Source organism: Curtobacterium sp. MCBA15_013 (genome assembly GCF_001865095.1).
In the GTDB taxonomy this organism is placed as follows: domain Bacteria; phylum Actinomycetota; class Actinomycetes; order Actinomycetales; family Microbacteriaceae; genus Curtobacterium.
Window position 1 is genome coordinate 438,653 of sequence record NZ_MJGQ01000045.1, and the last position, 22,319, is coordinate 460,971.

At 72.0% G+C, this 22,319-nt stretch carries 26 protein-coding genes; 15 read left to right on the forward strand and 11 right to left on the reverse strand.

The annotated features are described in order from the left end of the window. Nucleotides 1-191 precede the first annotated feature (191 nt). Nucleotides 192-1,490, forward strand: a complete 1,299-nt coding sequence (locus BIV01_RS15965; RefSeq protein ID WP_070417034.1) for an adenylosuccinate synthase — start codon at nt 192-194, stop codon at nt 1,488-1,490. A gap of 2 nt (nt 1,491-1,492) precedes the next feature. Continuing rightward, nucleotides 1,493-2,050 carry an arsenate reductase/protein-tyrosine-phosphatase family protein gene (locus tag BIV01_RS15970; RefSeq protein ID WP_071303476.1) on the forward strand — a complete coding sequence of 186 codons (558 nt, stop codon included), beginning with the start codon at nt 1,493-1,495 and terminating at the stop codon, nt 2,048-2,050. 94 nt (nt 2,051-2,144) lie between these two features. On the opposite strand, the gene BIV01_RS15975 is transcribed toward BIV01_RS15970, so the two are convergent. After that, a complete protein-coding gene (locus BIV01_RS15975) occupies nt 2,145-3,392 on the reverse strand; it encodes an MFS transporter (RefSeq protein WP_071303477.1) in 1,248 nt (415 codons plus the stop codon). 54 nt (nt 3,393-3,446) lie between these two features. On the opposite strand from BIV01_RS15975, the gene BIV01_RS15980 reads away from it, so the two are divergent. From BIV01_RS15980 to BIV01_RS15995, 4 genes are all read left to right on the forward strand, one after another. Beyond that, on the forward strand, nt 3,447-4,223 hold the full coding sequence (locus tag BIV01_RS15980; protein ID WP_083403142.1) for an AraC family transcriptional regulator: 777 nt from the start codon (nt 3,447-3,449) through the stop codon (nt 4,221-4,223). Between the two features lie 210 nt (nt 4,224-4,433). Continuing rightward, entirely contained in the window at nt 4,434-4,763 is a 330-nt protein-coding gene (locus tag BIV01_RS15985; RefSeq protein WP_071303478.1) for a hypothetical protein, read from the forward strand. 90 nt (nt 4,764-4,853) lie between these two features. Beyond that, complete coding sequence (locus BIV01_RS15990) at nt 4,854-5,198, forward strand: hypothetical protein (RefSeq protein ID WP_071294452.1); 345 nt, start codon at nt 4,854-4,856, stop codon at nt 5,196-5,198. Between the two features lie 111 nt (nt 5,199-5,309). Next, nucleotides 5,310-5,891, forward strand: a complete 582-nt coding sequence (locus tag BIV01_RS15995; protein ID WP_071303479.1) for a hypothetical protein — start codon at nt 5,310-5,312, stop codon at nt 5,889-5,891. Nucleotides 5,892-5,900: 9 nt separating this feature from the next. On the opposite strand, the gene BIV01_RS16000 is transcribed toward BIV01_RS15995, so the two are convergent. Genes BIV01_RS16000 through BIV01_RS16010 form a run of 3 tightly spaced genes read right to left on the reverse strand, consistent with a single transcriptional unit; the run spans nt 5,901 to nt 8,071 of the window. Then, nucleotides 5,901-6,641 carry an SOS response-associated peptidase gene (locus BIV01_RS16000; protein ID WP_071303480.1) on the reverse strand — a complete coding sequence of 247 codons (741 nt, stop codon included), beginning with the start codon at nt 6,639-6,641 and terminating at the stop codon, nt 5,901-5,903. Nucleotides 6,642-6,690: 49 nt separating this feature from the next. Then, nucleotides 6,691-7,413, reverse strand: coding sequence for a hypothetical protein (locus BIV01_RS16005; protein ID WP_071303481.1), 723 nt, complete (start codon nt 7,411-7,413; stop codon nt 6,691-6,693). After that, nucleotides 7,406-8,071, reverse strand: coding sequence for a hypothetical protein (locus BIV01_RS16010; RefSeq protein ID WP_071303482.1), 666 nt, complete (start codon nt 8,069-8,071; stop codon nt 7,406-7,408). Before BIV01_RS16010 ends, BIV01_RS16005 begins: the two co-directional genes overlap by 8 nt. 135 nt (nt 8,072-8,206) lie before the next feature. Between BIV01_RS16010 and BIV01_RS16015 the strand changes: the two genes are divergently transcribed. From BIV01_RS16015 to BIV01_RS16025, 3 genes are read left to right on the forward strand one after another with little or no spacing between them, the layout of a single operon-like run. Beyond that, a complete protein-coding gene (locus BIV01_RS16015) occupies nt 8,207-8,632 on the forward strand; it encodes an organic hydroperoxide resistance protein (RefSeq protein WP_071294457.1) in 426 nt (141 codons plus the stop codon). Between the two features lie 10 nt (nt 8,633-8,642). Further along, a complete protein-coding gene (locus BIV01_RS16020; protein ID WP_071303600.1) occupies nt 8,643-9,029 on the forward strand; it encodes a YchJ family protein in 387 nt (128 codons plus the stop codon). A 29-nt stretch (nt 9,030-9,058) separates the two neighbouring features. Continuing rightward, a complete protein-coding gene (locus tag BIV01_RS16025; RefSeq protein ID WP_071303483.1) occupies nt 9,059-10,012 on the forward strand; it encodes an SDR family NAD(P)-dependent oxidoreductase in 954 nt (317 codons plus the stop codon). 7 nt (nt 10,013-10,019) lie between these two features. Here BIV01_RS16025 and BIV01_RS16030 read toward each other — a convergent pair whose 3' ends face one another. Beyond that, nucleotides 10,020-10,883 carry a shikimate dehydrogenase family protein gene (locus tag BIV01_RS16030; protein WP_071303484.1) on the reverse strand — a complete coding sequence of 288 codons (864 nt, stop codon included), beginning with the start codon at nt 10,881-10,883 and terminating at the stop codon, nt 10,020-10,022. A gap of 59 nt (nt 10,884-10,942) precedes the next feature. Here BIV01_RS16030 and BIV01_RS16035 point away from each other — a divergent pair, with 59 nt between their 5' ends. Beyond that, nucleotides 10,943-11,950 (forward strand): iron-siderophore ABC transporter substrate-binding protein, encoded by a 1,008-nt coding sequence (locus BIV01_RS16035; protein ID WP_071303485.1) that lies wholly within the window; start codon nt 10,943-10,945, stop codon nt 11,948-11,950. A 104-nt stretch (nt 11,951-12,054) separates the two neighbouring features. On the opposite strand, the gene BIV01_RS16040 is transcribed toward BIV01_RS16035, so the two are convergent. Next, on the reverse strand, nt 12,055-12,459 hold the full coding sequence (locus BIV01_RS16040) for a DUF1304 domain-containing protein (protein ID WP_083295407.1): 405 nt from the start codon (nt 12,457-12,459) through the stop codon (nt 12,055-12,057). 112 nt (nt 12,460-12,571) lie between these two features. On the opposite strand from BIV01_RS16040, the gene BIV01_RS16045 reads away from it, so the two are divergent. From BIV01_RS16045 to BIV01_RS16055, 3 genes are read left to right on the forward strand one after another with little or no spacing between them, the layout of a single operon-like run. Then, nucleotides 12,572-12,895 carry a chorismate mutase gene (locus tag BIV01_RS16045; RefSeq protein WP_070417024.1) on the forward strand — a complete coding sequence of 108 codons (324 nt, stop codon included), beginning with the start codon at nt 12,572-12,574 and terminating at the stop codon, nt 12,893-12,895. Next, the gene (locus BIV01_RS16050) at nt 12,892-13,995 is read left to right on the forward strand and encodes a lactonase family protein (RefSeq protein WP_071303486.1); all 1,104 of its coding nucleotides are present in this window, start codon (nt 12,892-12,894) and stop codon (nt 13,993-13,995) included. Before BIV01_RS16045 ends, BIV01_RS16050 begins: the two co-directional genes overlap by 4 nt. Before the next feature lie 10 nt (nt 13,996-14,005). After that, complete coding sequence (locus BIV01_RS16055; protein ID WP_071294461.1) at nt 14,006-14,419, forward strand: GNAT family N-acetyltransferase; 414 nt, start codon at nt 14,006-14,008, stop codon at nt 14,417-14,419. Nucleotides 14,420-14,431: 12 nt separating this feature from the next. On the opposite strand, the gene BIV01_RS16060 is transcribed toward BIV01_RS16055, so the two are convergent. The 4 genes from BIV01_RS16060 to purS are packed head-to-tail and all read right to left on the reverse strand — an operon-like array spanning nt 14,432 to nt 18,774. Next, nucleotides 14,432-15,352 (reverse strand): 2-hydroxyacid dehydrogenase, encoded by a 921-nt coding sequence (locus BIV01_RS16060; protein WP_071294462.1) that lies wholly within the window; start codon nt 15,350-15,352, stop codon nt 14,432-14,434. A 40-nt stretch (nt 15,353-15,392) separates the two neighbouring features. Beyond that, entirely contained in the window at nt 15,393-17,774 is a 2,382-nt protein-coding gene (gene purL, locus BIV01_RS16065; RefSeq protein WP_254791856.1) for a phosphoribosylformylglycinamidine synthase subunit PurL, read from the reverse strand. A gap of 47 nt (nt 17,775-17,821) precedes the next feature. Next, the gene (gene purQ, locus BIV01_RS16070; RefSeq protein ID WP_031263015.1) at nt 17,822-18,517 is read right to left on the reverse strand and encodes a phosphoribosylformylglycinamidine synthase subunit PurQ; all 696 of its coding nucleotides are present in this window, start codon (nt 18,515-18,517) and stop codon (nt 17,822-17,824) included. Nucleotides 18,518-18,522: 5 nt separating this feature from the next. Further along, a complete protein-coding gene (gene purS / locus BIV01_RS16075) occupies nt 18,523-18,774 on the reverse strand; it encodes a phosphoribosylformylglycinamidine synthase subunit PurS (RefSeq protein WP_070417019.1) in 252 nt (83 codons plus the stop codon). Between the two features lie 144 nt (nt 18,775-18,918). On the opposite strand from purS, the gene BIV01_RS16080 reads away from it, so the two are divergent. Next, entirely contained in the window at nt 18,919-19,533 is a 615-nt protein-coding gene (locus tag BIV01_RS16080) for a PadR family transcriptional regulator (RefSeq protein WP_071303488.1), read from the forward strand. Next, nucleotides 19,530-21,170, forward strand: coding sequence for a DHA2 family efflux MFS transporter permease subunit (locus tag BIV01_RS16085; RefSeq protein ID WP_083414090.1), 1,641 nt, complete (start codon nt 19,530-19,532; stop codon nt 21,168-21,170). The genes BIV01_RS16080 and BIV01_RS16085 overlap by 4 nt, the downstream gene beginning before the upstream one ends. 214 nt (nt 21,171-21,384) lie before the next feature. On the opposite strand, the gene BIV01_RS16090 is transcribed toward BIV01_RS16085, so the two are convergent. Next, a complete protein-coding gene (locus BIV01_RS16090) occupies nt 21,385-22,311 on the reverse strand; it encodes a cytochrome c oxidase assembly protein (protein ID WP_254791857.1) in 927 nt (308 codons plus the stop codon). Nucleotides 22,312-22,319 lie beyond the last annotated feature (8 nt).

Sequence of the window (22,319 nt, forward strand, 5' to 3'; positions counted from 1 at the left end):
GGAGGCGCGGTGCCGGCTGGCACCGCGCCTCCAGTCCGTCTCCGGTACCTTCCGTCGGACAGACGGCGGGGCGCTGCGACGGCAGCGCCGGGCGACCGGCAGGTAGCGTGCCGGTGGCCGTCCGATAGACTCGGGTGGACCACCGGCCCGACTGGTCGTGTGAGGTCCTCCGCCAACGTGAGGAGAACCAGATGCCCGCTGCAGTGATCATCGGAGCCCAGTGGGGCGACGAGGGCAAGGGGAAGGCCACCGACCTCCTCGGGTCCCGCATCGACTACGTCGTGAAGTTCAACGGCGGCAACAACGCCGGGCACACGGTCGTCGTCGGCGGCGAGAAGTACGCCCTGCACCTGCTGCCCTCCGGCATCCTCACGCCGGGCGTCACGCCCGTCATCGGCAACGGCGTGGTCGTCGACCTCGAGGTCCTCTTCCAGGAGCTCGACGCGCTGAAGGCCCGCGGCGTCGACACCTCGAAGCTGCTCGTGTCGGCGAACGCCCACGTCATCACGCACTACCACCGCACGATCGACAAGGTGACCGAGCGGTTCCTCGGCAAGCGCCAGATCGGCACCACCGGTCGCGGCATCGGCCCGACCTACGCCGACAAGATCAACCGCGTCGGCATCCGCATCCAGGACATCTTCGACGAGAACATCCTGCGCCAGAAGGTCGAAGCGGCCCTCGACCAGAAGAACCACCTGCTGGTGAAGGTCTTCAACCGGCGCGCGATCGACGCCGACGAGGTCGTCGAGTCGCTGCTGTCCTTCGCGGACCGCCTGCGTCCGATGGTCGCCGACACCGGGCTCGAGATCCACCGTGCGCTCGAGCGCGGGGAGACCGTCCTGTTCGAGGCTGGCCAGGCCACCATGCTCGACGTCGACCACGGCACCTACCCGTTCGTGACCTCCTCCTCGGCGACGGCGGGTGGCGCGGCGACCGGTTCGGGCATCGGCCCGGGCAAGCTCGAGCGCATCATCGGCATCGTCAAGGCGTACACGACCCGCGTCGGCGCCGGTCCGTTCCCGACCGAGCTGTTCGACGAGTCGGGGGAGTTCCTCCGGGCCAACGGCTTCGAGTTCGGCACCACCACGGGTCGCCCGCGCCGCTGCGGCTGGTACGACGCCCCGATCGCCCGCTACACGGCGCGCGTCAACGGCGTGACGGACTTCGTGCTGACGAAGCTCGACGTCCTCACCGGGCTGTCGACGATCCCCGTCTGCGTGGCGTACGAGGTCGACGGCGTCCGCGTGGACGAGGTCCCGGTCAACCAGTCGGACTTCCACCACGCCAAGCCCGTCTACGAGGAGTTCCCCGGTTGGACCGAGGACATCACGGGTGCCCGCTCGTTCGAGGACCTGCCGAAGAACGCGCAGGACTACGTGCTCGCGGTCGAGGCGATGTCCGGGGCGCGGATCTCCGCGATCGGTGTCGGCCCCGGGCGTGACGCCATCGTCGTGCGGCACGACCTGCTCGGCGACACCGCAGCCTGACGATGCGGGTCCTGTTCGTCTGCAGCGGCAACATCTGCCGTTCGCCGCTCGGCGCACAGGTCCTCACGGCGCGGCTCGGCCCGGACGCACCCGCGTTCGTGGTCGAGTCCGCCGGCACCATCGCGCAGGACGGCGCTCCGATGGACGATGCCGCCGCAGCGCAGTCCGTGCGGCTCGGCGGGTCGCCCGACGGACACCGTGCGCGGTACCTCACCGCGGCGATCGCGGGGTCGGCGGACCTCGTGCTCACCGCCGAGCGCTCGCACCGTGCGGCCGTGGTCTCGCTCGCGCCCCGGACGGCGAAGCGCGCGTTCACGGTCAAGCAGTTCGCCCGGGTGCTCGACGGGCTCGAGCCGGCCGAGCTCGCCGGCGTGTCCACGCCCGAGGAGCTCGTCGCACTCGTGGCCCGACTGCGGGGGACCGTGCCGCCGCTCGCGGACCCGGCGGACGACGACGTCGACGACCCGTACCGCCGGTCGATGGCGACGCACGAGCGGGTGGCAGACGAGATCGCCGCGGCGCTCGTGGTGGTCGCGGACGCGCTGCGCGCCGTGCGCTGACGCGCGAACACACTGCGCGCCGGGCGCTGACGCGCGGGCACACTGCGCGCCGGGCGCTGACGCGCGGGCGCCCTGCGCCCCGGCCGCCCGCCGCTCAGCGCCGCGCCAGCACCTGCCGCTCGCGACTCGCGGCGACGCCCGCCACGAGCTGCACCCCCAGCAGCGCCAGCAGCACCACGACCGGCACCGTCCAGCCCCCGGTCGCCGTGTGCAGCAACCCGATCCCGAGCGGTCCGAGCCCCGCGAGCAGGTACCCCGTCCCCTGCGCCATCGTCGACACGTGCGCGGTGTGCCGGGCATCGGGCGACCGCCACACGATGTAGCTCAACGAGAGGCTGATCGCGCCGCCCTGCCCGAGCCCGAGCAACGTCATCCACAGCCACGCCCCGGCGGCCGGAGCCACGAGCAGCCCGACGAACCCCACCGCGCAGAGCACCACCACGACGACGACCGGCACCCACGTCGGTCGCAGTCGCCGCGCGATCGCGGGCCCGGTCACCCCGGTGACGATCCCGGGCAGGCTCGAGTACGCGAGCATCAGACCGGCATCGTGCGCGGTCACCCCGGCGTCCTGCAACACCGTCGGCACCCAGGTGAGGAACGCGTAGTACGACAGGCTCTGCAACCCCATGAACCCGGTCACCGCGATCGCCACGGGGTCGCGGAACAGGCGGGCGAACGTCGGCTCGTCGGCGGCCTGGACCGGAGCGTCGTCCACCGTCCGCGAGCGCCCGGTGTGCCCCGGGTTCCGCAGCGCCCGCGGCAACCAGACGAGGAACGCGACGACCGCCGGCACCGCCCAGAACGCCAGTGCCGGTCGCCACGACCCGAACGCCGTCGCGAGCGGGACGACGGCCGCCGAGGCGATCGCGGCACTGAGGAACAGCGCCGTCGAGTACAGCCCCGTCATCAGCCCGACCCGGTGCGCGAAGTCGCTCTTGATCGCCGCGGGCATGAGGACGTTCGCCACCGCGATCGCAGCGCCGGCCAGCACGGTGCCGCCGTAGAGCGCCCAGCCGTGGGGCTCGATCCGCAGCGCGATGCCCACAGCGAGCACGGCCATCGTCAGGCCGAGCAGCCGGTGCAGCCCGATCCGCCGGGTCAGCAGCGGCGTCAGGAACGCGAACGCCCCGAACGCGAACACCGGGATCGTGGTGAGCAGGCTCGCCGCCGAGGGCCCGAGGTGCAGGGAGCGCTCGACGGTACCGAGGACCGGACCCACCGACGCCACGCCCATCCGCAGGTTCAGCGCGACGAGCAGGAGTCCGGCGCCGACGTACCAGGCGGCCAGGAGTCGCCGGCGGGGGCTCGTGTCGGGCACGGTGGTGGAAGCGGTGGTCATGCTCCGATCCCACCACCCGGCGGGACCGGCCCGGAACACGTATGCTGCCGCTCGATGTCGGTTTCCAGCCACGCCCACGAGCGGATCGTCGACGACCGCACCGAGGCGGCGTACCGCTTCGAGCACGCCGAGACGGTCCCGCCCCACGCGCACCCGCTCGGTCACCTCGTGCACGCGGCGACGGGCGTGCTGTCGCTCATCACCGCCGACGGTGCGTGGATCGCTCCGTCGAACCGGGTCGCATGGGTGCCGGCCGGTGCCGAGCACCGGCACCGGGCCCACGGGGTGACCGACATGCGGATCGTGTACCTGTCCGCGGAGGCCGCCGCGCGCCTCCCGTCCGGCCCTGCGGTCCTGTCCGTCTCACCGCTCGCACGGGAGGCGCTGCTCGCCCTCACGACACCGGCGCCGCGCTCCGAGACGGCCAGGTCCCACCTCCGTGCGGTCGTCGTCGACGAGGTCGCGTCCGCGCCGGAGCAGCCGCTGCACCTGCCGGAGCCGCGCGACCCCCGGCTGCGCCGGGTGGTGCGACGGGTCGAGCGCGACCTGTCGACCCCGCTGTCGCTCGCCGAGCTCGCGGCCTGGGCGGGGCTCGGGGAACGGACGCTGACCCGGCTGTTCCGGCAGGAGACGGGCACGGGGTACCGGCAGTGGCGCCTGCAGCTCCGGGTGCACCGTGCGCTCGTGCTGCTCGCGGGAGGACACAGCGTCACCGACGTCGCGGCGGCCTGCGGCTGGGCGACGACGAGCCAGTTCATCGAGCAGTTCACGCCGCTGGCCGGGATGACACCGGGGACGTACCGCCGGGCTGCTGGCCGAACGAGCGCCTGACGGTCCTCCATCGGATTGGCCGGAGAACGAGTACCCCGATCTGTCCCCTGTACCCCGGAAGTGCGACGCCCGACCCCGGAAACCCGGGCTTCGCCGATGGGACGCATTGACGGAACCCGTGAATCGGCGGGCGTCGCTGGCGGGTGGAGGGGTCGGTCTCGTAGCGTTCTCATGTCAGCCGATGTACCCCGGATCGCGAAGGAGAGCGACATGAGCACCACCGTCAGCACCGACACCCGAGCCGAGGTCACGCTCGACACCGAGACCGTCGACACGATCGCCATCCTCGAAGCCCAGGCCGAACCGCACGCCCGCCCGGCCCGCGCCAAGCTCACCTGGACGCAGGAGGACGACGGCGAGTGGGTCGCCAACTACGGCGGGTACTTCGGCGGATCGGTGGACAAGCGCCACGACCGCTACGTCGCCTCGGACACGTTCGGCCTCGTCGTCGGCGACTTCGCGTCGCTCGAGCAGGCACAGGCGAAGCTCGCGGACCAGCTGCACGTGATGCTGCCGTCCGTGATCCGCCCGGTCGACTAGCACGTCGCTCCCCGGAGCACCGCACCACCCCGCACCACCCGCACCACGGAACGCCGCACCACAGCAGCACGCACCAAGAGGAGCACGACCATGAGCACGCCCGTCGACCACCACCAGCACACCGAGGTGACCGTCGACACCGCCACCATGGTCGCGATCACCGGCATGGACGCCCACGTCGACCTCGTCGTCGACACCGACGTCGACGAGCCGGTCCACCCGCGCATCCTCTGGTCGCGGCCCGACACGGGGCTCTGGGCGGCGAACTACGGCGGCTACTACGGCGGGACCGTCGACCGCCAGGGTGCGCACTACTTCGTGTCCGACACCTTCGGGCAGTACGTCGGCGACTTCCGGTCGCTCGAGGAAGCCCAGCTGCGGCTCGCCGAGCGGCTCCACGTGCTCCTGCCGGACGTGCGTCGCGACGGCGCCTGACGCTCTGGACTGCGGGCCCGGACCACGTCAGCCGATCGGCTGACGTGATCCGGGCCTCCTGTCTGTCATGCTCTCGACGTGGGCCGACGCTCGGCCCGGACCGGGGGGACCATGACGTCGGACGAGCACGCGACCATCCCGCACCGAGCGGGCCCGTCTGCATGCGCGGTGCTGGCGACGTGCGTCGTCGCGGCACTCGTCCTGCTCGCCGGGCTCGTGGTCGTCACCTCGTCGCCCGCGCCGCTGCGCGCGCTGGGCGCGAGCGGCGTCTGCGGCGGGTGGTCGGACGACGAGGCCGGACGCGACGAGACCCGGATGTCTGCCGGGTTCGTCCTGCGGAACCCGTCCGACCGGCCCGTCACGCTCCGGGGCGTCCGTGCGACGTGGGACTCCGGGCTCCGCTCGGTGCGCGTCGTCCTCGCGGAGAAGGTCCGGGGGTCCGGCACGGGCGCGCTGATGGGCGACACCGCGAGCGTCGTCGACGGCGCGCAGGTCCTCGACGCCGACGGCACGGTGATCGCGCCGCACCACGACGTCCGGGTCGTCGCCGAGATGCGCTCGAGGAGCCTGGCGCACGGCGGACACCTGACCGGGCTCCGGGTGACGACGACCGGGCCGCTGGGGACCCTGCGGACCCAGGAAGTGTCGGACGTGACTGTGGGGATGACCACGCCGGGGTCCGACGTCTGCTGAGCGGCGTGGCTAGGCGACCCGCTCGATGAGCTGCGGCCCGTCGTTCCTGACGCTGTTCACCGCACGCGAGACCTCGTACTGCTCGAGGCCCGCCGCGACCGTCAGTGACTCGTGGTCGAGCAGGGCGAGCAGGTCGTCCTGTCCGAGGCCGCCCTGCTCGGTGTCCAACCAGGCGTCGTAGCCGTCCGGGGTGAGGAACGCCGGCATGCGGTCGTGCACCTCGCCCGGGGCCACGTGGGCGTCCCGCGTGATGATCGCCAGGGACAGCCGCCACTTGTCCGGGTCGCCGTCGGGCTTCGTGGGGTCGGGCCACGCGCTCACGACGCCGGCCATCGCGAGGGCACCGCCGGGTTCGTGGACGAAGTGCGGTTCCTTGCCGTCCTCGCGCACGACCCACTCGTAGTAGCCCTGGGCGGGGACGATGCAGCGGTTCGTCGCGAACGCCCGCTTGAACATGCCGCTCGTCGCGACGGTCTCGATGCGGGCGTTGATCGGCTTCGGGCGCTGCTTCTGGAAGTCCTTCGCCCAGCTCGGTACGAACCCCCAGCTGATCTGCGGGAGTTCGCGCTGCCCGTGCCGCTGCCGGACCGCGAAGACCGGGTCGGTCGGTGCGACGTTCCAGCTCGGGACCAGGCCGGTGCCGACCACGCCGGTGTCCTCGTCGACGTGCTCGGTCCGGTCGGCGAGCTCACCGATCAGTTCCGGCAGCAGATCGGCCGTGGTGTCGGAGACGACGAACCTTCCACACATGCGCCCAGTGTGCTCGGTGCCACCGACACGCGCTCAGGCGCTCACGCGCTCACTCGCCCGGGAGGGCCAGCTTGCTGCCGCTCGGGCTGTCGGGGCGGCCTCGGCGCGGCGCGGGCGGGCCGGGCGGCAACGCCTCGGCCTCGACGCGGAGTTGCTCCTGGCGCCCGAGCGTCCGGATGCCGATGATCCCCGTGCCGCTCGTGATCACGATCGAGAAGATCCAGACGCCCGGGAACAGGATCACGGTGTCGCTGCCCACCGACGAGGCCACGTCGAACACGAGGGTGCCGAGGACGATGCCGATCCACCCGCCCGTGAGGAACAGCGAGCGGTACGCCGCTCGGACGAGCAGGTCGCGGGTCGCCGGCATGCCCTGCAGCACGGCGTCGCGGTGCTCCGGCGCGACCGGCGGCGGGTTGCGGCGGAAGTACCGGGCGATCGCCTCCTGTGTGCGCCACCCGATGCCGGGCACGGGCGGGAGGGCCCATCCGCGGGGACCGATCGGCGTGAGGGCGGCACCGACGCACCCGATGCCCGCGGCGACCAGGAGCGCCACGACGACCCCGGCAGCGACCGGGACGGCTCCGTCGAGGCGCTCGACGAACGCCCCCAGGAGCAGCAGCCCGGCGAACGCGACGACCGCGACGACCATCCCGACGCGGACGGCACGGCGGTGGTGGCGCCGGTCGACGAGCTCGGGGAGCCGCTCGCGGTACACCTGCCACCCGGTGCGGAAGACGGTCCGGGGTTCCTGCTCGCGGGCCTCAGTCACCGGGCAGCCGCACCTTCGAACCGTCGACCCCGTGCTTCCCCGTATCGGCGTCTCCGGCCGGCGGATCGACCGCGAGGGCTGCGAGCCGCGCGCGCTCCGAGCGGCCGAGCCGCACCACGAGGTCGGGCAGCGTGCAGACGTACACCGCTGCCCACAGCAGCGCGATCGGCCGCACGTCGCTTCGCGCGAAGGCCGCGATCCCGAGCAGTGCGATCCCGCCGAGGAGCGGGGTGAGCCGCGTCAGCCGCCGGACCAGCCCGCGCTGCAGGAGTCCGACGTCGGTCAGCACCGCCGCACGGTCCTCAGGGGTCACCGGGAGCTGCCGTCTCGCCAGGTAGGGCTGCACCGACCACCGCACGCTCATCTGCCAGTCCGGCCGGACCTGGCGCCCGTTGATGGTCGCTGCCGGGTCGAGCGGACGGTCGGTCCGGAAGCCGGAGAACACGATCGAGCCGAGGCCGAGGGACACGAGCGCGATGACCACGACCGGCCGGACGGGCCCCGTACCGGCCCAGCCGAACGCGAGCTCCAGCACGACGGCGCCGACCAGCACGACCACGGAGCACGCGGCGGCGATCCACACGGCACGACGGGCGCGTGCGGGATCGACCACCGTGGGGATCCGCTCCCGCAGCACCTGCCACCCGAGTCTGAACACGAGGTTCCGTCTACTCCGTGAAGCTGACAGCGGTGGGGCCGGACACGCCCGACGCGTCCTCGTCGACCGACCGCCGCCGCCCGCCGTTGCGCCCCGCTCCAGCGGTCGTCCAGGAACGCACGATGCGCTCGTGCCATGAGTCTCGACATCGTCTACACCGCCGCCGCCCACGCCACCGGAGGCGGCCGCGACGGACACGTGCGCAGCGAGGACGACCGCCTCGACCTCGACACCCGTCCGCCGAAGGAGATGGGCGGCAGCGGCGAGGGCACGAACCCCGAGCAGCTCTTCGCCGCCGGGTACGCCGCGTGCTTCCTCGGGGCGCTCCACGCCGCGGGCCGGGAGCTCGACGTCGACACGACCGGCGCCGAGGTCTCGGCCGAGGTCGGCATCGGCGGCACCGGCAACGGGGGCTTCGGCCTCGCGGTCGAGCTCGACGTGTACGCTCCGGCCGCCCGACCCGAGCAGCGCCAGCGTCTCGCCGAGCGCGCGCACGAGATCTGCCCCTACTCGAACGCCACCCGCGGCAACATCACGGTCGCACTCTCGATCGTCGACTAGCGTGCCGCCCGTGGTCACCGACGAGTCGCGCTGCCCCTGCCTGAGCGGCAACCCCTACGGCGAGTGCTGCGGCCCGCTGCACGCGGGCGCCGCGGCCCCGACCGCCGAGCGGCTCATGCGGTCGCGGTTCAGCGCGTTCGCCCTCGGCCTGCCCGAGTACCTGCTGCAGACGTGGCACCCGCGCACCCGCCCGGCGAGCCTCGAGCTCGACCCGGCCCAGCGCTGGACGCGGTTGGACATCCTGTCGACGGAGTCCGGCGGCCCGTTCGACTCTCGCGGCACCGTCGCCTTCCGCGCGTGGTGGCGCACCGACGACGAGCGGGGCACACTCGAGGAGACGAGCGACTTCGTGCGCGAGCACGGCCGGTGGTCCTACGTGGACGGCACGGTGTCCTGAGCGCCTCCGTCCGCAGACAGGAGCACACCGTGCCGGACCGTGACCTCGCCGCCTTCGGCGCCCACACCACCGCCGCCGAGGTCGTGGCGGGGCTCGACCTCCGAGGACGGACCGCCGTCGTGACCGGTGCCGCCTCGGGCATCGGCGTCGAGACGGCCCGAGCGCTCGCCGGGGCCGGCGCGACCGTGACCCTGGCGGTCCGCGACGTCGAGGCCGGACAGCGGGTCGCGGCGGACATCGCCCGCACCACCGGGCGCACGGCACCCGACGTCGCCGAGCTCCACCTCGACCGCCCGGCCTCCGTGGAAGCGTTCGCGGCGTCGTGGTCCGGTCCCCTCGACGTCCTGGTCGCCAACGCCGGGGTGATGGACAGCCCGGAGTCGTACACCTCGGCCGGGTGGGAGACGCAGTTCGCCACGAACCACCTCGGGCACTTCGCGCTGGCCATCGGGCTGCACGAGGCGCTCGCCGCGGCCTCCGGTGCGCGGATCGTCTCGCTGTCGTCGAGCGGGCACGGCAGCTCGCCGGTCGTGTTCGACGACCTGTTCTTCCGGCGTCGCCCGTACGAGCCCGGACTCGCCTACGCCCAGTCGAAGACCGCCAACGTCCTCTTCGCCGTCGAGGTCGGACGACGATGGGCCGCCGACGGGATCACGGCGAACGCGTGCATGCCCGGAGGGATCTGGACGGGGCTGCAGAAGCACTGGGACCCGGAGGTGCTCGCGGCGACGAAGGTCTCCGCGGCGGACGTCGTCAAGTCCCCGGAGCAGGGCGCGGCGACGTCGGTGCTCCTCGCCACCGCTCCGGAGTTCGACGGCGTGAGCGGCCGGTACTTCGAGGACTGCCACGAGGCCGCCGTCGTCGACCGCATCACCGACGGGCTGCACGGCGTGCTCCCGTGGGCGCTCGACCCGGCCGCCGCCGAGCGGCTCTGGGACGTCTCGGTCGCGTTGCTCGACGCCGAGGCGCGAGCTCGACGCTGACCGAGGCTCAGGCCCCGATGGTCTCCGGCAGGCCCACGGAGGCGCGCATCGCCCTCCGCACGTCGGCCTCGGCCGGCAGGAGCTCGTCCTGGTCACCGCTCAGGAAGAACCGGATCTGCCCGAGGGCCTGCTCGGCGAGCATGTCGAGCCCGTTCAGCACGCGCCCGCCGGCGTCCGCCCACCGGGTCGCGACGGCAGTCGGCCAGGGCTCGTAGGCCACGTCGAAGAGCACCGCGTCCGGCCCCGACGGCACGAGGTCGAGCGTGTCCGCCGCACCCCCGGGCAGCGTCGAGACGACGAACCCGTGACGGGTCCCCGGCAGCTCGGTCAGGGGGAGCACCTCGAGCGAGACCCCGAGCCGCACGGCCAGGTGGACGAGTTGTCCGGCCTTCGCGGTGTCGCGCAGGAACACCCGCACGAGCGACGCCCCGAGCCGCACGGCCGCGGTGAGGGCGCTCGCCGCGGTCGCACCGCCGCCGAGGACGGTCGCCTCGCCCGGGAGGTGTCCGAGCGCCTCGACCGGGCGCACGATCCCCTCGACGTCGGTGTTCGCGCCGGACCGCAGGACGGTGTCGCCGACCGTGCGGAACGCGATGGTGTTGGCGACCCCGAGCTCGTCGACGAGCGGGGTCGTCCGGTCGAGCATCGGCAGGACCTCGCGCTTGAGCGGCATGGTCAGGCTCAGGCCGCGCCAGTCGGGACCCAGCCCCGCGACGAACGCGTCCAGTCCGCCGGACGCGACCTCGTGCCTCCCGTACGTGAACGGCACCCCGAGCACGTCGTAGGCCGCTGCGTGCAGCGTGGGGGAGAGGGAGTGGGCGATGGGGGAGCCGAGCACCGCGAGGCGGGTCCGGGAGGGGTCGGAGTACATGTCCCCGTCAGCCTATCCAGGCGTGTTCCGCGCCGAGCGCTTAGGTTAGGCTTACCTTTGTGATCCGAACTCCCTCCCGCTTCCGCCGAGCGCTCGCCGCTGCCGGCGCCGTCGTCGCAGCGTCCCTCGTCCTCGCCGGGTGCGCCTCCGGCTCCGGTTCGTCGTCCGACGACGCCGCGACCACGTCCGCCGACGGCCAGTTCCCGGTGTCCATCACCACCGCCCTCGGCACCACGAAGATCGACTCGCAGCCGAAGCGCGTCGTCGCCCTCGGCTGGGGCGACGCCGAGACCGCGCTCGAACTCGGCGTGCAGCCCGTCGGCGCGAGCGACTGGCTCGCGTTCGGTGGCGACGGCGTCGGGCCGTGGCTCAAGGGCGCGTACACGAAGTCGCCGAAGATCATCCAGACGCTCGAACCGAGCTACGAGGACATCCTCAAGCTCAAGCCCGACGTGATCCTCGACGTGAAGTCGTCGGGTGACGAGGACCGCTACGCGAAGCTCTCCGCGATCGCGCCGACCGTGGCGATCCCGAAGGGCGGCGAGAACTACCTCGCCTCGACCGAGCAGCAGACCACGATGATCGCGAAGGCGCTCGGCAAGGAGGCCGCGGGCAAGAAGCTCCTCGCCGGCCTCGACGACGCCTACGCCGCCGCCCGCAAGGCGCACCCGGACTTCGCGGGCAAGTCGGCGGTCGTCGGCGCCTACACATCCGAGGGCTTCGGGGCCTACGCCTCGACGGACAGCCGCTCGACGTTCATGCGGAACCTCGGCTTCACGATCCCGAAGGCGATCGACGAGCAGGCCGGCAAGGCGTTCTCGGTGCACCTGTCGGACGAGAACCTCGACCTGCTGGACGCCGACCTCACGCTGATCCTGCCGATCTACGTCGAGGCGTCCAAGGCCGAGTCCGACCCGCTCTTCCAGAAGGTGCCGTCGGTCGAGGCCGGGCACGCCATCGTGTTCGACGACCCGGACGTGTCGTCGGCGTTCTCGATGGGGACCACTGCCGCGATCGAGTGGGCGCTCGAGAAGCTGCCGGACGAGTTCCAGGCGAAGCTCGGCTGACGCCGACGCGGAACGACGGGAGGCGCGGTGCCGGCTGGCACCGCGCCTCCCGTCGTCCTGTGGTCGCGTCGCGAGCCGGCGTCCGGCCCGTCGCGACGCTGCGGTCAGGCGCCGAACGTCGAACCGAGGAACGCGAAGAGCAGAGCGATCAGCGGGAACGACCCCTGCACGAACGCGGAGTTGAGGTACCGGCGACCCGTGCCGAGCAGGACCACGGCGGCACCGAGCATCGACGCCGTCGAGAACACCACGAGCGTCCACCCGGTGGCCCCGTTGCCCGTGACGGCGAGCACCACACCGAGGATCGCGCCGATCGCGAGGAACAGGTTGTAGAAGCCCTGGTTGAACGCCATCGAGCGGGTGGCCTGGACCTCGGTCTCGGACGACAGGCCGAAGATCTTCCGCACACGGGGACTCGTCCACGCGACGGACTCGAGGAAGAAGATGTACACGTGCACGAGGCCCGCGAGGACCGCGAACACGCACGAGATCACGAGCAGGACTGACATGGTCCCCATTCTCGCAGTTCCGAAGCCGTGCTCAGTTCCCGCTCAGGTTCCGGTCGCCGGCCGCCGACGTAACCGACACCTGCCGAGCGGTCGCGGCCGTTAGGCTCGGGGCATGAGCGACGACGACACCACGCCCCAGTACGACCCGGCGGCCGTCGCCGAACTGGCCAGCATCCGCCAGAGCATCGACAACATCGACGCCGCGGTCATCCACATGCTCGCCGAGCGCTTCAAGTACACCCAGCGGGTCGGTTACCTCAAGGCAGCCGCGGGGATGCCGGCGGCCGACCCGGGGCGCGAGCAGATCCAGGTCGCACGACTCCGCTCCCTCGCCGCCGAGTCGCACCTCGACCCCGCCTTCGCGGAGAAGTTCCTGAACTTCATCGTCGCCGAGGTCATCCACCACCACGAGCAGATCGCCGGCGGCGACGAGTGAGCGACGCGCTCCCGACGCTGCTCGTCGGCTCGTACACGGCCACCGGCGGCGGGAACGCGACGGGCATCTCGATCGTGCCCGGCGGACCGGTCGGGGGTGCGGACGGCGGCGCGCCGACGGCTCGCACGGTCGCGGTCATCGACGACCCGTCCTTCCTGGCCGTCTCCGGTGACCGGGTCTACGCCGTGTCCGAGACGGCCGACGGCGGTGTCTCGGCCTTCCGACTGGGCGGCTCGTCGCTCGAGCACCTCTGGGACGCTCCGGCCGGCGGCGACGCCCCGTGCCACGTGCGCGTCGACCCGTCCGGTGCGCTCGTCGTCACCAACTACGTCTCCGGTACCGTCACGGCGGTCTCGCTCGCCGCAGCGGAGTCGCACGCCGCGTCGGTGCTCGGCAGCGACGGGCTGATCGGCGCGCACGGCAGCGACGACCAGGTGACGGTGCCCGCGTCGGCGCTCGTCACCGAGGTCCTCCCCGACGCCACCGGCCCCGTCGAGGACCGGCAAGAGGGCCCGCACGCCCACCAGTCGACCGCGACGCCGGACGGCACCGTGCTCGTGGCGGACCTCGGCGGCGACGCCCTGCACGAGTTCCGGATCACGGGCGCCCCGAGCATCGAGCAGGTCCGCGTCCACCACGTCACCCCGGGTGTCGGACCGCGGCACCTCACCTGGTACGAGGGCGACCTCATCGTGGCCGGTGAGCTCGACGGCCGGGTCCACCGCCTCCGCCGCGACGGCTCGGGGTCGTTCGTGTCGGTGGCCTCCGCGGCGACCTTCACCGGCGAGGTCGGCGAGTCGCTCCTCAGCCACATCGAGGTCGACGACGCCGGGCGCGTGTACGTCGCGGTGCGCGGGCGCGACCTCGTGGTGGTGCTCGACGCATCCGACGGCGGGCTGTCGCTCGTGGGGTCGGCGTCCTCCGGTGGGGTGTGGCCCCGGCACTTCGCACGGGTGCCCGGGTTCCTCCTCGTGGCGAACCAGATGTCCGACGCGATCGCGGTCCTGCCCCTCGGCGAAGACGGTGTCCCGGGCGAGGCCGTCGCGCAGATCGCGGTCGGCACGCCGGCGTGCGTCGTCCCGGTCGTCGTGCCGGTCTGAGACCGACCCCATGGACGCGTCCTACACCCTCGTCCCCGGCCCACCTCCCCTCGACGACTACCTCCGGCTGCGCCGTGACTCCGGCCTGACGCCGAAGAACGCCGACCAGGGCGCCGGGGCGATCGCCGGCAGCTGGTCCGCCTGCCACGTCCTCGATCCCGACGGGCGGCCCGTCGCGATGGGCCGGACGATCGGCGACGGCGGCTGGTACTTCCACATCGCCGACATCGCGACCGACCCGGCGCACCAACGCCGGGGGATCGGTCGTGCGGTGGTCGCCTGGCTCGTCGCGGACATCCGCTCCCGGGCACCCCGTGGCGCGTACGTCACCCTCGTCGGCGACCCGCCCGGGCAGCGGCTCTACCGATCGCTCGGCTTCGACGACGTGGCACCGAGCCTCGGGATGGCGCTGCTGACCGACTGACCGGCCGGGCGGTCAGGACTCGATGACGTTCTCGAACGGTCGGCCCTCGGCCAGCGCGGCCACCTGACGGCGCATCAGCTCGATCGACCGCGGCACGCTGAGGTCCGTGTTGCCGCCGACGTGCGGCGTCAGGACCGTGTTCGGCGTCGTCCAGAGCGGGTGCCCGTCGGGCAGGGGTTCGGGATCGGTGACGTCGAGCGCTGCCGAGAGCCGTCCGGACCGCAGCTCGGCGACGAGGGCATCGGTGTCGACGACCTTGCCGCGGGCGACGTTCACCACGAGGGCGCCGTCGGGCAGCGCGGCGAGCAGGTCGGCGTCCACCAGCCGTTCGGTCTCGTCCGTCAGCGGGGCGATGAGCACCAGGACGTCGGTGGTCGCTGCGAGCTCCGGGAGTTCGCCGAACGCGTGGACCTGCCGGCCGTCCTGCTCACGCGCGGTCCGCGCCACCACGGTGACCTCGGTGCGGAACGCCTCGAAGCGGGTCGCGATGGCGGACCCGATCGCGCCGTAGCCGACCACGGTCACGCGACGGTCGGCGAGGGACCGGGTGGTCCGGGCGTCCCAGACGCCGTTCGCACGGTCGGCCTGGAACGCCCCGAGCTCGCGCAGCGACGTCAGCGCGAGCCCCACCGCGAGTTCGGCGGTCTCGTCGTCGTGGATGCCGCGGCCGTTCGCGAGCTGCGCGTGGCCGGGGACGTGCGGGACCGCGTGCTCGTACCCGGCGCTCGGCAGCTGCAGGAGCCGCAGGTTCGGCAGGTCGTGCACGTACTGCCACCGGTGCCGGCCACCGAAGTAGAACGGCAGGAACGCGATGGCCACGTCGTCGGGGCGTCCGTACGGTGCCTCGACGTCCCACACGTCGAGCTCGATGCCCTCCGGCACGGGGCCGAAGCGATCGACGAGTCCACGGAACGGCAGGGTGACGACGGGCATCAGTCGGTGCCCGTCGTCGTGGCGCTCCGGTCCGACCCGTTCAGGAGTCGGTCCGCGGCGAGAACGAGCCGTGGTCGTCGAGCGGACCCCGACCGACGTAGCCCTCGGTCACGTCCTCGACGATGACGTCCCCGAAGCGGCTCGGGAGCGTGGCGCCGTGGGTGCCGCGCAGCTCGTCGATCGTCGCCTCGAACGCACCCTGGACCTCGAGCGACCCGCTCGTGGCGTCCGTGACACCGATGCGGAGCACCGGGAAGCCGCGGCCGTCGCAGAGGCCCTGGAAGCGGACGTCGTCCTCGCGCCGGACGGTCACGATGACGCGGCCGGTCGACTCGGAGAACAGTGCGGTGGCGGTGTCGACGCCGTCGCGGGCCTCGAGCTCGTCGAGCACGACGCGGGCACCGAGCCCGAACCGGAGAACCGACTCGGCGAGGGTCTGGCCGAGGCCGCCGTCCGCCAGGTCGTGGGCGCTCGTGAGCAGCTGCTCGTTCGCCGCGGCGTGCAGGAGGTCCGCGAGGGCCTTCTCACGCTCGAGGTCGACCGCCGGCGGACGGCCACCGAGGTGTCCGTGCACGGTGCCGGCCCAGGCCGACCCGTCGAGCTCGAGCGACGTGGTGCCGAGCAGGTAGATGTTGTGGCCGTCGTCCTGCCAGCCGGAGGGCACGCGCAGCGCGACGTCCTCGATCACGCCGAGGACACCGACGACCGGGGTCGGGTGGATCGGGGTGGTGCCGGTCTGGTTGTAGAACGACACGTTGCCGCCCGTGACCGGGATCCCGAGCTCCATGCAGCCGTCGGCGAGGCCCTCGACCGCTTCGGAGAACTGCCACATGACCTCGGGGTTCTCGGGGGAGCCGAAGTTCAGGCAGTCGGTCACGGCGGCCGGGACGGCACCGGTGACGGCGACGTTCCGGTAGGCCTCGGCGAGGGCCAGCCGGGCGCCCTGCTTCGGGTCGAGCTGGCAGTAGCGGCCGTTCGCGTCGGTCGCGATCGTGACGCCGAGCCCGGTCTCCTCGTCGACGCGGATCATGCCGCCGTCGTCGGGGAAGGAGAGCGCCGTGTTGCCGAGCACGTAGGTGTCGTACTGGTTCGTCACCCAGTTCTTCGACGCCAGGTTCGGGGAGCCGAGCAGCTGCAGGAACTGCGCCTTGAGGGCGGGTCCGTCGGCCGGGCGGTCGAGCGATGCAGCCGAGTCGGCCTGCAGCGCATCGATCCAGGTCGGGTAGGCCACGGGGCGGTCGTAGATCGGGCCGTCGACGGCGACCGTGCGCGGGTCGACGTTCACGATCTCCTGGCCCTGCCAGTCGATGACGAGCCGGCCGGTGCCGGTGACCTCGCCGAGGACGCTGGTCTCGACCTCCCACTTGCCGACGACGCTGAGGAACTCGTCGAGCTTCTCGGGGCGGACGACCGCCATCATGCGCTCCTGGCTCTCCGACATGAGGATCTCCTCGGCGGTGAGCGTGGGGTCGCGCAGCAGGACGTCGTCGAGCGAGATGTGCATGCCGCCGTCGCCGTTCGACGCGAGCTCGCTCGTGGCGCAGGAGATGCCGGCGGCACCGAGGTCCTGGATGCCCTCGACGAGTTCCTTCTGGAACAGCTCGAGGCAGCACTCGATGAGCACCTTCTCGGCGAAGGGGTCGCCGACCTGGACGGCGGGACGCTTGGTCGGGCCGCCCTCGGTGAAGGTGTCGGAGGCCAGGATCGACGCGCCGCCGATGCCGTCGCCACCGGTGCGGGCACCGAAGAGCACGACCTTGTTGCCGGCACCCGAGGCGTTCGCGAGGTGCAGGTCCTCGTGGCGGAGGACCCCGACCGCGAGGGCGTTCACCAGCGGGTTGCCCTGGTACACCGGGTCGAAGTAGGTCTCGCCGCCGATGTTCGGCAGGCCGAGGCAGTTGCCGTAGAACGAGATGCCGCCGACCACACCGTGGACGACGCGCTGCGTGTCCTCGTGGTCGATCGCGCCGAAGCGGAGCTGGTCCATCACGGCGACCGGGCGGGCACCCATCGAGATGATGTCGCGGACGATGCCGCCGACACCGGTCGCGGCGCCCTGGTACGGCTCGACGTAGGACGGGTGGTTGTGCGACTCGACCTTGAAGGTCACCGCCCAGCCGTTGCCGACGTCGATGACACCGGCGTTCTCGCCCATGCCGACCATGAGGTTCTTCGTCATCTCCGGCGTGACCTTCTTGCCGAACTGCCGGAGGTAGTTCTTCGAGGACTTGTACGAGCAGTGCTCGGACCACATCACGGAGTACATCGCGAGCTCGCCCGAGGTGGGGCGGCGGCCGAGGATCTCGCGGATCTTCGCGTACTCGTCGGCCTTCAGCCCGAGCGCCTCGTACGGCTGCTCCTTGTCGGGCGTGGCTGCGGCGTCCTGGACGGTGTCGGGCTTCGGGCGGACGTGTGTCGTCACGGTGGTGTCGTTCCCTGTCACTGGAGTCGTGTTCGTCGGCGTGGTCGTCACTTGACGAGCGTCGACTCGATCACGGAGGTGAAGAAGGTGAGGCCGTCCGTGCCGGAGGCCATCGCCGCGGGGGTGTCCGGGCCGAACCCGGGCTCCGTCGCGTGCTCGGGGTGCGGCATCAGGCCGACGACGTTGCCGCGCTCGTTGGAGACGCCCGCGATGTCGTCGATCGACCCGTTCGGGTTCACGCCGACGTAGCGGAACACGACCTGGCCGTTGTCCTCGATGCGCTTGATCTCGTCGGCGTCCGCGACGAAGCGGCCGTCGGCGTTCTTCAGCGGGATGGTGATCTCCTGCTGGGCCGTGAAGCCGCTCGTCCACGCCGTGGCGGTGGTCTCGACGCGGAGCTTCTGGTCGCGCCGGATGAACTGCTGGTGTGCGTTGCGGGTGTGCGCGCCCGGGACCAGTCGTGCTTCGGCGAGCATCTGGAAGCCGTTGCAGATGCCGAGCACGGGCATCCCCTTGCCGGCGGCGTCGATGACCTCGGCCATGATCGGGGCCTTCGCCGCGATCGCACCGGCACGCAGGTAGTCGCCGTAGGAGAACCCGCCGGGGAGGACGATCGCGTCGACGCCCTGCAGGTCGTGGTCGCCGTGCCAGAGCGCGACGGGGTCGGCGCCGGCGAGGCGGACCGCGCGCTGGGCGTCGCGGTCGTCGAGCGAGCCCGGGAACGTGATGACGCCGATGCGCACCGGTGTCACTCGCCTTCGACCGTCACGGACACGACGTCCTCGATGACGGCGTTGGAGAAGACGTCGGCGGCGATCTCGCGGACCTCGGCCAGCTTCTGGTCGTCGACCGGGCCGTCGACGGCCACCTCGAAGCGCTTGCCGATGCGGACGTTGGTCAGGTCTGCCTTGCCGAGACGGGCGAGGGCGTTGCCCACCGCCTTGCCCTGGGGGTCGAGGATCTCGGCCTTCGGCATGACCTCGACGACGATCGTTGGCACGTGTTCACTCCAGCACTTCGGGGATGGGTGGGACGCGAACAGTCTACGGGGCGCGCGCGGCGCGTCGGACGCGCTTGCGCTCGGTTGTTCGAAGGCGTACATTCCACTTGGAATAATCGGTACGGACCAGTCCAGGAGGCACGGATGGCGTCGCTCACGCCCCTCGCGTTCGCCGCGCTCGGGCTCCTCGCGGAGTCACCCATGCACCCCTACGAGATGTTCCAGACGATGCTGCAGCGTCGCGAGGACCAGAACGTCAAGGTCCGACCGGGCACGCTCTACCACCAGATCGGTCGCCTGGTGGACCTCGGCTACGCCGAGGCGCTCGGCACCGCGCGGGAGGGCAACCGACCGGAACGCACCACCTACGCGATCACCGACCACGGGCGCACCGCGCTCGAGGACGGCCTTCGCCGCATGATCGCCGAACCCGCCGACGAGTACCCGGAGTTCCAACTCGCGGTCTCGCACGTCGACAACCTGAGCGCCGAGGACGCGGCGACCGCCCTGCGCGCCCGCGCCCGCGCACTCCGGACGGAACGCGAGCAGTACGACGAAGCCGCCACGGGCCTCCAGGCCAAGCGTCTCGCGGACCGCTTCTGGCTGGACGTGTCGTACGTCCGTGCCATGCTCACCGCGCAGATCGAGTGGCTCGACGCCGCGGCCGACCGGATCGCGAGCGGCGACATCCCCTGGGACGGCCCGGCCGTCCCCACCGACACAGGCACCACCACGAACAGCAAGGAACCCACTCGATGACCTCCGTCTCGACCACCACCGAGAAGAAGCCGTGGCCGGCCCTCTGGGCCCTCGTCGTCGGCTTCTTCATGATCCTCGTCGACTCGACGATCGTGTCCGTCGCGACGCCGACCATCGCCGCGAAGCTCGACGCCAGCATCAACTCCGTCATCTGGGTGACGAGCGCCTACCTGCTCGCCTACGCCGTGCCGCTCCTCATCACCGGCCGGCTCGGTGACCGCTTCGGGCCGAAGGTCATGTACCAGATCGGGCTCGTGGTGTTCACGCTCTCGAGCCTCTGGTGCGGGCTCGCCGGCTCGATCGAGGTGCTCATCGTCGCCCGTGTGGTCCAGGGGCTCGGTGCGGCGATGATGACGCCGCAGACGATGGCCGTGATCACGCGCATCTTCCCGCCGCAGAACCGCGGCGCGGCGATGGGTCTGTGGGGTGCCGTCGCCGGTGTCGCCTCGCTCGTGGGCCCGATCGTGGGCGGCCTGCTCGTCGACGGCTTCGGCTGGGAGTGGATCTTCTTCGTCAACGTCCCGGTCGGTGTGGTCGCGTTCGTGCTCGCGCAGCGCTTCGTCCCGTCGTTCGACCGGCACGGGCACCGCTTCGACACCCTCGGCATCGTCCTGAGCGCCGTCGGCATGTTCCTGCTCGTCTTCGGCATCCAGGAAGGCGAGACCTACGACTGGGGCACCATCACCGGCCCGATCTCGGTCTGGTCGCTCATCATCGCCGGCATCGTCGTGCTCATCGCCTTCGTGGTGTGGCAGGGCGTGCAGAAGGGTGAGCCGCTCCTGCCGCTCGGCCTCTTCAAGGACCGCAACTTCACGCTCGCGAACATCGCCATCACCGCGGTCGGCGTCGCCATCTCGTCGTTCGCCCTGCCGATCATGCTCTGGGCGCAGGACGTGCTGACGTTCAGCCCGACCCAGGCTGCGCTGCTCCTCGTCCCGCAGGCCGTGCTCTCGGCCGGCCTCGCCCCGCTCGTCGGCAAGAACCTCAACCGGTGGAGCCTCCGCTGGGTCGCGGCGTTCGGCCTCGCCTGCTTCTCCGGCGCGCTGTTCTGGTTCGGGTCGCTCCTGGCATCGGGTGCCGACTGGGGCTGGGTGCTCCTGCCGTCGACGCTCCTCGGCCTCGCGAACGCCTGCATGTGGGGGCCGCTCTCGGTCTCCGCGACGCGCAACCTGCCGCCGAAGCTCGCCGGCGCCGGCTCGGGCGTCTACAACACCACGCGGCAGATCGGTGCCGTCCTCGGCTCGGCCGGCATCGCGGCGCTGATCGAGGCGCGGATCACGGCCAACTTCCCGGCGTCCACCGGCGGCACGAGCGCCGGCGGTGCGGAGCAGCAGGTCGGGGCGCTCCCGGCCTTCCTGCAGCAGCCGTTCGCCACCGCTATGGGGCAGTCGCTCGTCCTGCCCGCCGTGGTGCTCGGCATCGGGATCGTCGCCGCGCTGTTCCTGGCGAAGCCGAAGCAGACCGTGGCGTGGCAGCAGACCGGCGGCACGTCCGACGGGTCGCCCGCGTCTGCGTCCGACGGCAGCGTGGTGGGGTCCGAGCAGCGTCACGGTGTCCACGCCGCGGCGCCCGCTCCGGAGACCGCCGAGGCCGAGCTCGCCGCGACCGACCACCACGGGCGGCACGCCGACGCCTAGTCCGAGCCAGCCCGGAGCCCCGTGTCGCACTCGTGCGGCGCGGGGCTCCGTCGCGTGCGGGGCGACTTCGCGACAAGACACGTCGTGATCGACTCGTGGAACGTCGTTCTCTGCGCGTGCATCCACTGCGTGTACATCGGTCGACAAGACACCCGTCGATCGACCGGCACGATGTCGATGTCGCGGCGTCACGACCGACACCGACCCCCCCGCGTCACCCGCGGCGCTGCAGGTGCGCCCGGGTGAGCTCCGCTATCTCCTCGTCGGTGAGGGCGTCGACGGTGCGGGCCTCGCGGCGGTCGGACCGCTGCCACCGGATGAACAGCGAGATGAGCACCGGCACGTCCGCGACCTCGGCGATGAACCACAGCAGGTCCCCGGCGAGGTGCTGGTCGCGCAGGGGCGACGGGAACCACGGTTGCCCGACCGCCGCCGTGACCGATCCGTCGAGCACGTGGTTCGTGATCCGGAGCACGATGCCCGGGATCGCGTCCGCCATGAGCTCGACGAACGCGAGCAGGAACTCCATCGTGACGAACGTCGACGAGCGGAGGATCCCCGGCTCGGACAGCGGGGTCAGCAGGGCGAACCCGAGCATCGGCACGAACACCGTGATCGCCGTCGCCCAGACCGGGGACTCGCGGATCGTCGCCGAGAACGGGGTGAGCAGCACGCAGAACAGCGCGAGGGCGATCAGCGGCGAGACGACCGCGTTGCCGAGGACCCGTGCCGGACGCGATGCGAGCGCTGCGGAGGCTGCCTGCGCGAGGCGAGCCGGGCCTCCCGAGCGGAGTAACGAGACGGGCGCGGCGAACGCGGCGAAGGTGGGGACCGCGAAGAAGAGCAGGGCCAACCGCAGCACGAACGCCCACCGGAGGTCCTGGTCGTGGATGCCGACGATCCCGAACTGCAGGATGCCGAACAAGATGAGCGCCCCGACGAAGGCGAGCGTCCGCCACCACGGCCACCGGGTGCCCCGCCTGGCGGCACCGACGACCCACCAGCCGTAGGTGACCGCGGCCACGGCGATGAGGACGGCCGCGAGCGGGTCGAGGTGCCACGTGCTCCAGAACTCGGGTGTCGACGGCGTGGGGTGCCTCCTCGAGGATCGTGCGGCCGACGACAATCCTCCGCCCGGCACGCGCCCCG

Bases quoted from the DNA above. Each gene is read 5' to 3' on its own strand.
- BIV01_RS16000 (WP_071303480.1), bottom strand. From the start codon at position 6,641: ATGTGTGGAAGGTTCGTCGTCTCCGACACCACGGCCGATCTGCTGCCG.
- BIV01_RS15990 (WP_071294452.1), top strand. From the start codon at position 4,854: ATGAGCACGCCCGTCGACCACCACCAGCACACCGAGGTGACCGTCGAC.
- BIV01_RS15985 (WP_071303478.1), top strand. From the start codon at position 4,434: ATGAGCACCACCGTCAGCACCGACACCCGAGCCGAGGTCACGCTCGAC.
- BIV01_RS16085 (WP_083414090.1), top strand. From the start codon at position 19,530: ATGACCTCCGTCTCGACCACCACCGAGAAGAAGCCGTGGCCGGCCCTC.
- BIV01_RS15995 (WP_071303479.1), top strand. From the start codon at position 5,310: ATGACGTCGGACGAGCACGCGACCATCCCGCACCGAGCGGGCCCGTCT.
- BIV01_RS16055 (WP_071294461.1), top strand. From the start codon at position 14,006: ATGGACGCGTCCTACACCCTCGTCCCCGGCCCACCTCCCCTCGACGAC.
- BIV01_RS16040 (WP_083295407.1), bottom strand. From the start codon at position 12,459: ATGTCAGTCCTGCTCGTGATCTCGTGCGTGTTCGCGGTCCTCGCGGGC.
- BIV01_RS16015 (WP_071294457.1), top strand. From the start codon at position 8,207: ATGAGTCTCGACATCGTCTACACCGCCGCCGCCCACGCCACCGGAGGC.
- BIV01_RS16045 (WP_070417024.1), top strand. From the start codon at position 12,572: ATGAGCGACGACGACACCACGCCCCAGTACGACCCGGCGGCCGTCGCC.
- BIV01_RS15975 (WP_071303477.1), bottom strand. From the start codon at position 3,392: ATGACCACCGCTTCCACCACCGTGCCCGACACGAGCCCCCGCCGGCGA.
- BIV01_RS16030 (WP_071303484.1), bottom strand. From the start codon at position 10,883: ATGTACTCCGACCCCTCCCGGACCCGCCTCGCGGTGCTCGGCTCCCCC.
- BIV01_RS15965 (WP_070417034.1), top strand. From the start codon at position 192: ATGCCCGCTGCAGTGATCATCGGAGCCCAGTGGGGCGACGAGGGCAAG.
- BIV01_RS15980 (WP_083403142.1), top strand. From the start codon at position 3,447: ATGTCGGTTTCCAGCCACGCCCACGAGCGGATCGTCGACGACCGCACC.
- BIV01_RS16060 (WP_071294462.1), bottom strand. From the start codon at position 15,352: ATGCCCGTCGTCACCCTGCCGTTCCGTGGACTCGTCGATCGCTTCGGC.
- BIV01_RS16080 (WP_071303488.1), top strand. From the start codon at position 18,919: ATGGCGTCGCTCACGCCCCTCGCGTTCGCCGCGCTCGGGCTCCTCGCG.
- BIV01_RS15970 (WP_071303476.1), top strand. From the start codon at position 1,493: ATGCGGGTCCTGTTCGTCTGCAGCGGCAACATCTGCCGTTCGCCGCTC.